General features: G+C 69.4%; 11 protein-coding genes. 3 read left to right on the top strand and 8 right to left on the bottom strand.

Annotation, left to right across the window (positions count from 1 at the left end; all coding sequences use genetic code 11):
* Positions 1–15: 15 nt before the first annotated feature.
* Together ugpQ and TMZ1T_RS08405 are read right to left on the bottom strand one after the other, a co-directional pair.
* Positions 16–744 (bottom strand): glycerophosphodiester phosphodiesterase, encoded by a 729-nt coding sequence (gene ugpQ / locus TMZ1T_RS08410; RefSeq protein WP_012585152.1) that lies wholly within the window; start codon positions 742–744, stop codon positions 16–18.
* A complete protein-coding gene (locus TMZ1T_RS08405) occupies positions 741–2,435 on the bottom strand; it encodes an NYN domain-containing protein (RefSeq protein WP_012585151.1) in 1,695 nt (564 codons plus the stop codon). Before TMZ1T_RS08405 ends, ugpQ begins: the two co-directional genes overlap by 4 nt.
* A 151-nt stretch (positions 2,436–2,586) precedes the next feature.
* Here TMZ1T_RS08405 and TMZ1T_RS08400 point away from each other — a divergent pair, with 151 nt between their 5' ends.
* From TMZ1T_RS08400 to dksA, 3 genes are all read left to right on the top strand, one after another.
* Positions 2,587–3,117 (top strand): superoxide dismutase family protein, encoded by a 531-nt coding sequence (locus tag TMZ1T_RS08400; RefSeq protein ID WP_004322617.1) that lies wholly within the window; start codon positions 2,587–2,589, stop codon positions 3,115–3,117.
* A gap of 65 nt (positions 3,118–3,182) precedes the next feature.
* Entirely contained in the window at positions 3,183–3,713 is a 531-nt protein-coding gene (locus TMZ1T_RS08395; RefSeq protein ID WP_012585150.1) for a hypothetical protein, read from the top strand.
* A gap of 193 nt (positions 3,714–3,906) precedes the next feature.
* Entirely contained in the window at positions 3,907–4,332 is a 426-nt protein-coding gene (gene dksA, locus TMZ1T_RS08390) for an RNA polymerase-binding protein DksA (protein ID WP_004322620.1), read from the top strand.
* 117 nt (positions 4,333–4,449) lie between these two features.
* Here dksA and pnp read toward each other — a convergent pair whose 3' ends face one another.
* From pnp to nusA, 6 genes are all read right to left on the bottom strand, one after another.
* Positions 4,450–6,549 carry a polyribonucleotide nucleotidyltransferase gene (gene pnp / locus TMZ1T_RS08385; protein ID WP_004322622.1) on the bottom strand — a complete coding sequence of 700 codons (2,100 nt, stop codon included), beginning with the start codon at positions 6,547–6,549 and terminating at the stop codon, positions 4,450–4,452.
* Between the two features lie 218 nt (positions 6,550–6,767).
* A complete protein-coding gene (rpsO, locus tag TMZ1T_RS08380; protein ID WP_004322624.1) occupies positions 6,768–7,037 on the bottom strand; it encodes a 30S ribosomal protein S15 in 270 nt (89 codons plus the stop codon).
* 77 nt (positions 7,038–7,114) lie between these two features.
* Positions 7,115–8,101: a tRNA pseudouridine(55) synthase TruB gene (gene truB, locus TMZ1T_RS08375; RefSeq protein WP_012585149.1), complete on the bottom strand. Its 987-nt coding sequence runs from the start codon at positions 8,099–8,101 to the stop codon at positions 7,115–7,117.
* Positions 8,079–8,504, bottom strand: coding sequence for a 30S ribosome-binding factor RbfA (gene rbfA / locus TMZ1T_RS08370; RefSeq protein WP_004322627.1), 426 nt, complete (start codon positions 8,502–8,504; stop codon positions 8,079–8,081). The genes truB and rbfA overlap by 23 nt, the downstream gene beginning before the upstream one ends.
* 3 nt (positions 8,505–8,507) lie before the next feature.
* Complete coding sequence (gene infB / locus TMZ1T_RS08365; RefSeq protein ID WP_012585148.1) at positions 8,508–11,414, bottom strand: translation initiation factor IF-2; 2,907 nt, start codon at positions 11,412–11,414, stop codon at positions 8,508–8,510.
* A gap of 13 nt (positions 11,415–11,427) precedes the next feature.
* Positions 11,428–12,903, bottom strand: a complete 1,476-nt coding sequence (gene nusA / locus TMZ1T_RS08360; RefSeq protein WP_004327033.1) for a transcription termination factor NusA — start codon at positions 12,901–12,903, stop codon at positions 11,428–11,430.
* Between the last annotated feature and the right edge of the window lie 24 nt (positions 12,904–12,927).

Raw genomic sequence — 12,927 nt, 5'->3', positions numbered from 1 at the left:
CCCGCGCCGGACCGCTCAGGGGACGAAGTGGTCGACGCGGTCGGTGATCAGCCCGTCGAGGCCGAGCGCGCGCAGGCGTTCCGCCTCGGCGTCATCGTTCACGGTGTAGGCCAGGCGGCGCAGGCCGGCCGCGGCGGCCTGCGCCGCGGTCTCCGGCGTCCACGCCGCGCACTCCGCGATCACCGCGACGCAGCCGAGCGCACGCGCTTCGTCGAGCCAGCCGGCACGGAAGGTCTCGAGCAACAGCCCGTGCGGCGTGGCCGGCGCCACCGCGGCCGCAGCGGCGAGCGCGGTGGGAGAAAAGGAGCTCAGCAGCGGCGGCGGGACGACGGACGCCGCGGCCAGGACCTCGGCCACCCGGCGTCCGGTGCGGATCTCGTCGCCGGGTGCGGGCTTGATCTCGATGTTCAGCAGGCAGCCGCGCTCGCCGCAGAAGGCCAGCACCTGCGCGAGCGTGGGCAGGCGCTCGCCGGCGTGGCGGGGGCCGTGCCAGGCGCCCGCGTCGAGGCGCGCGAGTGCGCCCCAGGGCTGCTCCACCGCCTCGCCACGGCCGTCGGTGGTGCGCTCGAGGCGGTCGTCGTGGAGCAGGAAGACCTCGCCGTCCGCGCTCAGGCGGGCATCGCACTCGAACATGCGGTAGCCGTGCGCATGGCCGAGCGCGAACGCGGCGAGCGTGTTCTCCGGCGCCAGCTTGCCGGCGCCGCGATGGGCGATCCAGAACGGATACGGCCAGGGCACGCTCATTCGGCCGACGCGGCCTTCGGCTTGCGCGCGCGGCGCGGACGCGGGGCGGGGTTCTCCGCCGCGGGCGTGCTCGCGGCGGGCGCGGCGCTCGTCAGGGGCGCGGCGCTCGCCGACGGGCCCGCCGCGGTCGCCGTCCCGCCCGCCCCTTCCGCAGCGGCCTTGGCACCCGCAGCGCGCCCACCGCGACCACGCCGCGAAGACGGCTTTGCGGCCTCGGAGGGTTTCTCCTTCGGCTTCTGCTTGTCCTTCCCCTTGCCTTTGCCCTTCGGCTTTTCCTCCTGCACCGCGCCGGCCACGGCGTCGTGGGCTTCGTTCGCCGCGGCAGGAGCAGGCGGATGGTCCGCGCCGGCGACGGTGGCCGCAGCGGCGGCCGGCAGGACGGGCGCCTCGGCCTTGCCGCCACGCCGCCTGCGCGTCGCGGACGAGCGCTTCGGCTGCGCGGACTCGGGCTCGGCCTCGGCTGCGCGAGGCTCGACCGCCACCGCGGCGTCCTCGGCGTGCCCGGCGCCCTCGGAGGTCGCCTCTACCACCGTCTCCGCCGGCAAGAAAGGCGCTGCCGGCGCGCTTTCGATGGCGGTCTCGCCCTCCTCCACCGTGGCGGCGACATGCGCCTCGACCGCCGCCCCTTCAGCCGCGGGCTCCTCCAGCGCTCGTGCCGCGCGGCCACGACCGCGACCGCGACCGCGCCGCGGCTCCGAAGCGTTGGCGGAAGTCTCCCCGCCCGCGCCGGCAGGCGAGCTGGCGTACTCCGCGCCGGGCTCCGCCTCGGCGACGCCCACGGTCGGCTCGGTGCGCGGGGCGGCACGCTCCACCACCAGGGACTCGCCCGCCATGGTGAACTCCTCGCGCATGCGGGGTGCGGCCAGCCCCGGGCCGGGGCGGGTGACGAAGATGCCCGACTTCTCGTCGCGGCCGAGTTCCAGCAGGCCGCGCGCCTGCGCTTCCTCGAGCAGGTTGCCGAAGGCGCGGAAGCCGAAGTAGCTCTCGTTGAAATCGGGCTTGCGGCGCTTGATCGCCTCCTTGAGCATCGAGGACCAGATCTTGCCGCTCTCGCCGCGTTCGGCGAGCAGCGCGTCGAAGGTCTCGACGGCAATGTCGATCGCCTTGCTGCGGCGCGACTCGAGCTCCTCGCGGCGGGCCTTGTCCTCCTCGGGCTGCTTGCGGCTGGCGGGCGGGTTGTCGCGCGCCTCGCGCTTGGCTGCGGCGCGCTGGCTGTCGCGCACGAGGTCGTCGTAGAAGATGAACTCGTCGCAGTTGGCGATCAGCAGGTCGGAGGTGGACTGCTTGACCCCGACGCCAATCACCTGCTTGGCGTTCTCGCGCAGCTTGGACACCAGCGGCGAGAAGTCCGAGTCGCCGCTGATGATCACGAAGGTGTCGACATGCGACTTGGTGTAGCACAGGTCGAGCGCGTCGACCACGAGCCGGATGTCGGCCGAATTCTTGCCGGACTGGCGCACGTGGGGGATCTCGATGAGCTCGAAGTTGGCCTCGTGCATCGCCGCCTTGAAGCTCTTGTAGCGGTCCCAGTCGCAATAGGCCTTCTTGACCACGATGCTGCCCTTGAGCAGCAGGCGCTCGAGCACCCGCTTGATGTCGAACTTCTCGTACTTCGCGTCCCGCACGCCCAGCGCCACGTTCTCGAAGTCGCAGAACAGCGCCATGCTGATGCTGTCGGGGGAGGAAGCCATGGAAATCTCCGTTTCTGATGAGCCGCCGATGTTAAGCCCTCGCCGCGGTGCGTGCCACCGGATGTACCGCCGCGGCCCGCCTTGGGGCGTGCATGCCTGCCGGTTTGTCCTATGCTTGAGACTCTGGACGCATTCCAACAGGAGAACAGCCATGATCAAACCCGCCGCCCTCGCCGCCGCACTCCTTGCCACCACGCTCGCCCTGCCCGCCCTCGCCGCCGAGCGTGCGAGCGCCCGTTTGCTCGATCGCCAGGGCGCCGAGGTGGGCACCGCGACCCTGGTCGAGGGGCCCCACGGCGTGTTGGTCCACGTGGTCGCCAAGGGACTGCCGCCCGGGCCGAAGGCGATCCACATCCATTCGGTGGGCACCTGCGAGGACGGCACGCAGGGCTTCGTCGCCTCGAAGGGCCACCTGAACCCGGCGGCAAGGCCGCACGGGCTGATGAACCCGGATGGCCCCGACGCCGGCGACCTGCCCAACCTCTTCGTGCATGCCGACGGCGGCGTCGAGGCGGAGTTCTTCACCGCCCTCGCCAGCCTCTCGGGCGCGGGCGGACGCGCCGCCATCCTCGACGCCGACGGCGCCGCGCTGGTGATCCACGAGAACCGCGACGACCACGCCAGTCAGCCGATCGGCGGCGCCGGCGGGCGCTTCTTCTGCGGTGTGATCCGGGCGCAGTGAGCGGATCAGATCGCCTCAGCCGTTGCGAAGCCGGGTCGCGCGCCCACCCGCCCGCCGCCCTCGCAATGGCGTCGGCGCTCGTCCTGACGCTCGCCGCCGCGGGCTGTGCGCCACCCACCGAAGAGGCGGCGCTCACCCCCCGCGGCATCGGTCCGATGTTGCTCGGCGTTCCGCTTGCCGACGCCGCCCGCGCCACCCGGCGCTTCGATCCTGCCGCCGCACGGATCGGCCCGGGCTGCGACGAACGCGACCAGATCGGCGTGGTGCTGCGTGTGGCCGGCGAGTCGCTGTCGGTGATGGCGATGGCCGGCGCCGACGCCAGGATCGAGGAGATCCTCGCCATCCCCGCGCAGGGCGCCGGCGCGGTCACGCTGGCCGATGCCGAGGCCTGCCGTGCGCACGGCGCCGCCTACGCGGCCAGCCTCACCCCCCGGCTCGGCGCGGCGCCCACCTGGTCGGTGCGCGAACGCCCGGTCTCGCACGAGTTCGTCTTCGCCTTCGCCGGCGACGTACGCGTGGTGGCGCGCTGGTTTTCCGGCGGCAGGAGCTGCGACCTGCTGCTGCAGTACGGCGGCAAACCCGCCGCCAGCCCCTGAGCACCGCGACCGTCCGGGGCCCTGGCGGCGCCTCCGCCGCGGCTCCGCAGCGCGGCAGCCGCGCACTCGCAGCCGGGAACGCGCGGTCCGACACGGGGCACGCCAGGGCGATCCGGGGTATGCTTGCTGCACCGGGTTGATTCTGTTATTAAGTCGGACCTCACCAATCAACACCCTCTACGGAAGTCGATCCATGGCTGAAGATACCCTGCACAAGCAATTCCCGCCCTACGTTCCCGCTGCCGGCGAGGAATACATGAGCGAGAAGCAGCTGGCCCACTTCCGCGCGATCCTCGATTCGCTCAAGGGCGAGCTGGTGGATGACATCGAGCGCACGGTGCACACGATGCAGGACGAGGCGACCGTGTTCGCCGACCCCAACGACCGCGCCAGCCAGGAGTCCGACATCGCGCTCGAGCTGCGCAACCGCGACCGCGAGCGCAAGCTGATCAAGAAGATCGACGAGACGATCGGTCGCATCGAGGCCGGCGAATACGGCTACTGCGACAGCTGCGGCGTCGAGATCGGCCTCAAGCGCCTCGAGGCGCGCCCGACCGCGACCTTGTGCATCGACTGCAAGACGCTGGAAGAGATGCGCGAGCGCCAGGTCGCGAAGTAATCCGCCGCTCCCGGTCGCGACCGGGACGGACAACAAAAAAGGACGCCTGGGGCGTCCTTTTTTGTTGTCCGCACGCCGTGCTGCAGCGCGTGGCGGGCCGCAGCCCGCCATCCGCCATCAGCCGGCGTTTTCGTTCAGCAGCGCCTTCATGCTCAGGCGGATCTTGCCGCGCTCGTCGGTCTCGAGGACCTTCACGCGCACGACCTGGCCTTCCTTGACGTAGTCCGAGACGTTATTCACGCGCTCGTTGGCGATCTGCGACACGTGCAGCAGGCCGTCGCGGCCCGGCATGATGTTCACGATGGCGCCGAAGTCGAGCAGACGCACGACCGGACCTTCGTAGACCTTGCCGACCTCGACCTCGGCGGTGATCGCCTCGATCCTGGCCTTCGCCGCCTGGGCGCCCTCGGCGCTGACCGACGAGATCTTGACCGAACCGTCGTCCTCGATCTCGATCACGGTGCCGGTCTCTTCCTGCAGCGCGCGGATCACCGCGCCGCCCTTGCCGATCACGTCGCGGATCTTCTCGGGATTGATCTTCATGTTGATCATGCGCGGAGCGTACTCGGACACCTGGCCGCGGCTGGTGCCCAGGGCCTGCTGCATGAGGCCGAGGATGTGCAGGCGGCCTTCCTTGGCCTGCTCCAGCGCGGCGTGCATGATCTCCTTGGTGATGCCCTGGATCTTGATGTCCATCTGCAGGCCGGTGATGCCGTTCTCGGTACCGGCGACCTTGAAGTCCATGTCGCCGAGGTGGTCCTCGTCGCCCAGGATGTCGGTCAGTACCGCGAAGCGGTTGCCGTCCTTGATCAGACCCATGGCGATGCCGGCGACGTGGTTCTTCAGCGGCACGCCGGCGTCCATCATGGCGAGCGAGCCGCCGCACACCGAGGCCATCGACGAGGAGCCGTTGGATTCGGTGATCTCGGAGACCACGCGCACGGTGTAGGAGAACTCTTCCGGCTTGGGCAGCATGGCGACAAGCGAGCGCTTGGCCAGGCGGCCGTGGCCGACCTCGCGGCGCTTGGTGATGCCGAAGCGGCCGGTCTCGCCGGTGCAGAAGGGCGGGAAGTTGTAGTGGAGCAGGAAGCGCTCCTTGTACTCGCCGGCGATGGCGTCGATGATCTGCTCGTCGCGGCCGGTGCCCAGGGTGGCGACCACCAGGGCCTGCGTCTCGCCGCGGGTGAACAGCGCCGAGCCGTGGGTGCGCGGCAGCACGCCGGTGCGGATCTCGATCGGACGCACGGTGCGGGTGTCGCGGCCGTCGATGCGCGGCTCGCCGTTGAGGATGCGGCTGCGGACGATGCCCGACTCGAGGTTGAAGAAGAGGTCCTTCAGTTCATTGACCGAGGGCGCGTTCTCCACGCCTTCGGTGAGCTGGCCGATCACGCGCTTGCGGATCTCGGACAGGCGGGCCGAGCGCTCCTGCTTGCTGGTGATGCGGAAGGCCTCTTCCATCTCGGCCTTGGCGAGCTCGGTGACCTTGGCGATCAGCGCCGCATTGGCGGGCGGCGCCTGCCAGTCCCATTCGGGCTTGCCGGCAACCTCGACGAGATCGTTGATGGCCTTGATGGCGGTCTGCATCTGCTCGTGGCCGAACACCACGGCGCCGAGCATGACATCCTCGGGCAGCTCCTGGGCTTCGGACTCGACCATCAGCACGGCGGTCTGGGTGCCGGCGACGACGAGGTTCATCGCGCTCGACTGCAGCTCGGTGGCGGTCGGGTTGAGGATGTACTTGCCATCGAGGTAGCCGACGCGCGCGGCGCCGACCGGGCCGTTGAAGGGCAGGCCGGAGATCGCCAGCGCGGCCGAGGCACCGATCATCGCCGGGATGTCGGAGTCGATCTCGGGGTTCAGCGACAGCACGGTGACGATGACCTGGACTTCATTCATGAAGCCGTCGGGGAAGAGCGGGCGGATCGGACGGTCGATCAGGCGCGAGGTGAGGATCTCCTTCTCGCTCGGGCGGCCTTCACGCTTGAAGAAGCCGCCGGGGATACGGCCCGCGGCATAGAACTTCTCGACGTAGTCGACGGTGAGCGGGAAGAAGTCCTGGCCCGGGCGGGCTTCCTTGGCGCCGACCACGGTGGCCAGCACCACGGTCTCGTCCATGTTCACGATGACGGCGCCGCCAGCCTGGCGGGCGACTTCGCCGGTTTCCAGGGTCACGGTGTGGGCGCCGTAGGCGAAGGTTTTCTTGATTGCGGTAGGCAAGTTGGTATTCCTTGTTCTTTCGGTGGATGCAGCAAACGACAACTGCTTGCGGCGGGCCGTCCGAGCGGACGGCCAGGCACCGCGGAGGGACGGTCTCGGGCGGGCGCGCGAACGCGGCGGGAGAACGGCAAAAAGCCGGCGCGGCCGCAGGGGCACGCACCGGCTTTGCTGGCTTACTTCGCCCTGATCGGCGCTGTCGGACTCGTCACGGACAGCAATTACTTGCGCAGGCCCAGACGCTCGATCAGATTGCGGTAGCTGTCGGCGTTGCGACCCTTCAGGTAGTCCAGCAGCTTGCGGCGCTGGCTGACCATCTTCAGGAGGCCGCGGCGGGAGTGGTGATCCTTCGCGTGCTCCTTGAAGTGGGGGGCGAGACCGTTGATGCGGGCGGTCAGGAGCGCGATCTGGACTTCCGGGGAGCCGGTGTCGCCCTGGGCGCGCTGGAAGTCGGAGACGATCTTCGACTTGGATGCGATATCGAGAGCCATGTGTGTCTTTACTCGTGTGTTCTGCCAATCAGAAGCGGCGGATTATACCCAAAGCCGCGCCAGTTACTCAATCAAAATCATGCGGATGCATCTTCGCTCCGCCCACCGGTGGCGATCAGCCGGCGCGCCGCCAGGCGTCCGTCGTCCTGCCACTGCGCCAGGCCGAGGAAGCCCCCCGGCCCGTAGGCGCGCACCTTCGCGCCCGGCTGCGCGCCCGCGAGCGCGAGCGTGCGACCCTGCAGCAGGCCGCGCGCCGCCTCGGCATCGAGCTGCAGCACCGGAAAGCCCGCCACCAGCGCATCGACCGGGGCGAGCAGCGCATCGCGTCCGCCCTCGCCGGCCGCCTCCAGCGCTTCGAGCGTGAGCGCACCGGACAGGTCGAAGGCGCCGATCGCGGTGCGCCGCAACGCCGCCAGGTGGGCACCGCAACCGAGCGCAGCGCCGATGTCCATCGCGAGGCTGCGGATGTAGGTGCCCTTGCTGCAATGCACGCGGATCGTGAAGCGCTCGCCTGCGAAGTCGAGCAGTTCGAGCGCATGGATCACGACCCGGCGCGCCGCGCGCTCGAGCTCGATGCCCGCGCGCGCGTACTCGTAGAGCGCCTTGCCGTCGCGCTTGAGCGCCGAATACATCGGCGGCACCTGCTCGATCTCGCCGCGGAAGCGCTCCAGCACGGCTTCGAGCGCGGCGCGATCCACCGCCACCGGACGGGTGGCGAGCACCTTGCCCTCGGCATCGCCGCTGTCGGTGTCCACGCCGAGCCGCACCACCGCCTCGTAGGTCTTGTCGGCGTCGAGCAGCATCTGCGCGAACTTGGTGGCCTCGCCGAAGGTGAGCGGCAGCAGTCCGCTCGCCATCGGATCCAGCGTGCCGGTGTGGCCGGCCTTGGCGGCCGCAAGCAAGCGCCGTGCGGTCTGCAAGGCACCGTTCGAGCTCATGCCCTGCGGCTTGTCGAGCAACAGCACGCCGTCGACTTCGCGGCGGACGATCCTGCGTTGCGGCTGGCCCTTGCGCTTCGGCCGCGCCGGCTCAGCCGCGACCTCAGCCGCGGGAGCGAGCGTCATCGTCCGTGCCGGTGTTGTCGCCGCCGCCAGCCTCGTCGTGCTGGCGGGCCTCGTCTTCCTTCACCACCTCGTCGATCAGCTGCGACAGGCGCGAGCCCTCTTCCACCGAACGGTCGTAGTGGAAGTGCAGCTCCGGGATGGTGTGGATGCGGATGCGGCGGCCGAGCTCGCGGCGCAGGAAGCCGCTCGCGCGGCGCAAGCCCTGCAGGATCTCGGGCACGTCGGCCTCGCCCGTCATGTTGGTGAAGAACACCTTGGCGTGGGCGTAGTCGGGGGTGATCTCGACATCGGTCAGGGTGATGAAGCCGACGCGCGGGTCCTTCACCTCGAGGCGGATCAGCTCGGCCAGCTCGCGGCGGATCTGCTCCACCACGCGCTGGCTGCGGGAATACTCCTTGGGCATCGCTTACAGGGTCCTCGCCACTTCCTTGATCTCGAAGACCTCGAGCTGGTCGCCTTCCTGGATGTCGTTGTAGTTGCGCAGCTGCAGGCCGCACTCGTAGCCGAACTTGACTTCCTTGACGTCGTCCTTGAAGCGCTTGAGCGACTCGAGCTCGCCGGTCCACAGCACGGTGTGGTTGCGCAGCAGGCGGACGTGCGAATTGCGGCGCACGACACCCTCGAGCACGTAGCAACCCGCGATCGAGCCGACCTTGGAGATCGTGAACACCTGGCGGATCTCGACCAGGCCGGTGACTTCCTCGCGCTTCTCCGGCGCCAGCATGCCCGACAGCGCCGCCTTCACCTCATCGACGGCGTCGTAGATGATGTTGTAGTAGCGGATATCGACACCGAAGGTCTCGGCCAGCTTGCGCGCGCCGGCATCGGCACGGGTATTGAAGCCGATGATGACCGCGCCCGAGGCCTGCGCCAGGTTGACGTCGGATTCGCTGATCGCGCCCACCGCACCGTGGATGACGTTGACGCGGACTTCATCGGTGGAGAGCTTCTGCAGCGACTGCACCAGCGCCTCCTGCGAACCCTGCACGTCGGCCTTGATGATGAGCGCCAGGCTCTTGACCTCGCCCTCGGACATCTGCTCCATGAGCGTCTCGAGCTTGGCCGCCTGCTGCTTGGCGAGCTTGACGTCGCGGAACTTGCCCTGGCGGAAGAGCGCGATCTCGCGCGCCTTCTTCTCGTCGGCCAGCGCGATCGCCTCGTCACCCGCGGACGGCACGTCCGACAGGCCGAGGATCTCGACCGGGATGGACGGACCGGCCTCGTCGATCTGCTTGCCGTTTTCGTCCAGCATCGCGCGGATGCGGCCGAAGGTGGCGCCGGCGAGCAGCACGTCGCCCTTGCGCAGCGTTCCCGACTGGACCAGCAGCGAGGCCACCGGGCCACGGCCCTTGTCCAGGCGCGCCTCGATGATCAGGCCCTTGGCGGGCGTGTCCTTGGGCGCGGTGAGCTCGAGCACCTCGGCCTGCAGCAGCACGGCCTCGAGCAGCTCGTCGATGCCGGTCCCCTTCTTGGCGGACACCGGCACGAACATGGTGTCGCCGCCGTAGGCCTCGGGGATCACCGACTCGGCGATCAGCTCCTGGGTCACGCGCTCGGGGTTGGCGTCGGGCTTGTCGATCTTGTTGATCGCCACCACCAGCGGCACGCCGGCCGCCTTGGCGTGGTGGATCGCCTCGCGCGTCTGCGGCATCACGCCGTCGTCGGCCGCGACCACCAGGATGACGATGTCGGTCGCCTTCGCCCCGCGGGCACGCATCGCCGTGAAGGCCTCGTGGCCCGGGGTGTCGAGGAACGTGAGCATGCCGCGCGCGGTCTCGACGTGATACGCGCCGATGTGCTGGGTGATGCCGCCGAACTCGCCCGCGGCGACCTTGGCGCGGCGGATGTAGTCGAGCAGCGAGGTCTTGCCGTGGTCGACGTGACCCATCACGGTGACCACCGGCGCACGCGGCAGCACGTCGGCATCCTTGTGCGCTTCGCTCTCCTCGAGGAAGGCATCCGGATCGTCGAGCTTCGCGGCAACCGCCAGGTGCCCCATCTCCTCGACGATGATCATCGCGGTTTCCTGGTCGAGCACCTGGTTGATGGTGACCATGGAGCCCATCTTCATCAGGACCTTGATCACCTCGGTCGCCTTCACCGCCATCTTGTGGGCGAGGTCGGCGACGGTGATCGTCTCGGGCACGTGCACCTCGCGCACGATCGGCTCGGTGGGGGCCTGGAAGGACGAACGGTCGTCCTGCTGGTTGCGGCCGTGACGGCCGCCACCCTTGCCGGCGCCGCGCCAGTTGCTGCCGGTGGTGGCACCGACCTCGCCGCGCGTCTTCATGCCGCCGCGGCGCTTGCTGGCGCCGTCGGCCTCGCGCGCCGGGGCCGCGGGGGCCGTACGCTTGACTTCCCGGCTGGCGGGCTTGTCCTCGGTCTTGGCGGGCCGATGCAGGGTGCCGGTGGTCGGCTTGGCGGCCGCCTTGGCGGGCTCTTCCTTCTTCTGCTGCTCGGCACGCAGGCGGGCTTCTTCCTCGGCCTTGCGCGCCTCGGCGGCGGCCTTGGCCGCAGCCTCGCGCTCCTGGCGGGCACGCAGGTCGGCCGCCTGGCGCTCCTTGAGCGCGCGCTGACGATCCTCGTCACGCTTGCGCGCGGCGACCTCCTCCTCGCTGAGGATCTCGGAGAGCGGCAGCGGCTTGCTCAGCACGGTGGTGACCTGCGGCTGGGGCGCGACGGGCTCCTGGCGCTGCGGACGCTCGCCACGACCATGGCGACCGCCCTGCTGGGCCGGTCGCGCCGCGCTGGCGGCGGGGGCGGCGGGGGGCGGCGCGACGGCGGGGGCCGGCTCGACGACCGGAGCTACGGCCTCGGCGACGGGCTCGACGGCCTCGGCCGCCGGCGGCTCGACCACCTCCGGCGCGGCGGCTGCAACAACCGGCACCGCTTCGACGGCAGGCTCGACGGCGGGCGCAGCGGCCTCGGTGACCGGCGCGGGCGCCTCGACGACCGCCTCGGCGATTTCGGCCGGCTCGACCGCCGCGGCCTCGACCCCGGCCTGCTCGGCGAGCTCGTCACGCTTGACGAAGGTGCGCTTCTTGCGCACCTCGACCTGCACCGTGCGCGCACGCCCGGTGGAGTCGGTGGCGCGGATCTCGGTGGTCTGCTTGCGCGTCAGGGTGATCTTGCCCTTGGGCTGGGTGTCGCCGTGCGAACGCCGCAGGTAGTCCAGCAGCCTCGCCTTGTCCTGTTCGGTGAGCAGGTCGGTGGGGCCGGATTTTTCCACGCCCGCACGCTTCAACTGCTCGAGCAGCACCGCGGCCGGCATTTTCAGTTCGCCGGCAAACTGGGTCACGCTCATCTGTTCCATTACTGCCCTCCCATCATTCTTCGAACCAATGGGCGCGCGCAACGGAAATCAGCGCCTTGGCTCTTTCTTCGTCGATCCCGGCCATTTCGACCAGCTCGTCGACCGCAAGGTCGGCCAGGTCGTCGCGGGTACGAATGCCCTGCTGGGCCAGTGTGGCGGCCAGCGACTTGTCCATGCCTTCAAGGCCGAGCAAGTCGTCGGAAACCTTCTCGAGCTGCTCCTCGGTGACGATGGCCTCGGTCAGCAGCACATTGCGCGCTCGATTGCGCAGTTCGTTGACCGTGTCCTCGTCGAAGGCCTCGATCTCGAGCATTTCGGAGAGCGGCACGTAGGCCACCTCTTCGAGCGAGGAGAAACCCTCCTCGATCAGGATGTCGGCGACTTCCTCGTCGACGTCCAGTTTTTCCATGAACAGCGCGCGCAGGCCCTGCTGCTCCTGGGCGGTCTTTTCGGCCGACTCCTGCTCGCTCATCAGGTTGATCGTCCACCCGGTGAGCTCGGAGGCGAGCTTGACGTTCTGGCCGCTGCGGCCGATGGCGATCGCGAGGTTGTTCTCGTCGACCACCACGTCCATCGCGTGCGACTCCTCGTCCACGACGATGGAGACGACCTCGGCGGGCTGCAGCGCGGCGACCACGAACTGGGCGGGATCCTGCGACCACACGATGATGTCGATCTGCTCGCCGGCGATCTCGTTGCGCACGGCGGTGACGCGCGAGCCGCGCAGGCCGACGCAGGTACCGATCGGGTCGATGCGTTGGTCGTTGGACTTGACCGCGATCTTGGCGCGCAGGCCGGCGTCGCGGGCGCAGGCCTTGAGCTCGAGCAGGCCGTCCTCGATCTCGGGGACCTCGAGCTCGAAGAGCTTCATGAGGAATTCGGGCGCGGTGCGCGACAGCACCAGCTGCGGGCCGCGCGCGCCGCGGTCGATGCGCAGCAGGAAGGCCTTGACCCGATCGCCCACGCGCAGATTCTCGCGCGGGATCTGCTGGTCGCGCGGCAGCACGGCTTCCATGCGGCCGACCTCGATGATCGCGTTGCCGCGCTCCATGCGCTTGATCGAGCCGGAGACGAGGAACTCCTTGCGGTCGAGGAAGTCGTTGAGCACCTGCTCGCGCTCGGCGTCGCGGATCTTCTGCAGGATGACCTGCTTGGCGGCCTGGGCGCCGATGCGACCGAAGTCGATCGGCTCGAGCTCTTCCTCGATGTAGTCACCGATCTGCACGTCGGCGCGCAGCTCGCGGGCATCGATGATGCCCATCTCGGCCTCGTCGTTCGCGACCTCCTCGTCGAGCATCACCAGCCAGCGGCGCTTCGAGGTGTAGTCGCCGGAGTCGCGGTCGATCGACACCACCACGTCGGCATCGTCGTGGATGCGTTTCTTGGTCGCAGAGGCCAAGGCGGTTTCGAGCGCGGAAAAAACGATGTCCTTGGCGACGTTCTTCTCGCGCGCCAAGGCATCGACAAGCAGCAGGATCTCGCGGCTCATTTCAGTAAAACCTCCACATCCACA

This window comes from Thauera aminoaromatica (assembly GCF_000021765.1).
In the GTDB taxonomy this organism is placed as follows: Bacteria; Pseudomonadota; Gammaproteobacteria; order Burkholderiales; family Rhodocyclaceae; genus Thauera; species Thauera aminoaromatica.
This window is presented reverse-complemented; position numbering and strand designations above follow the sequence as displayed.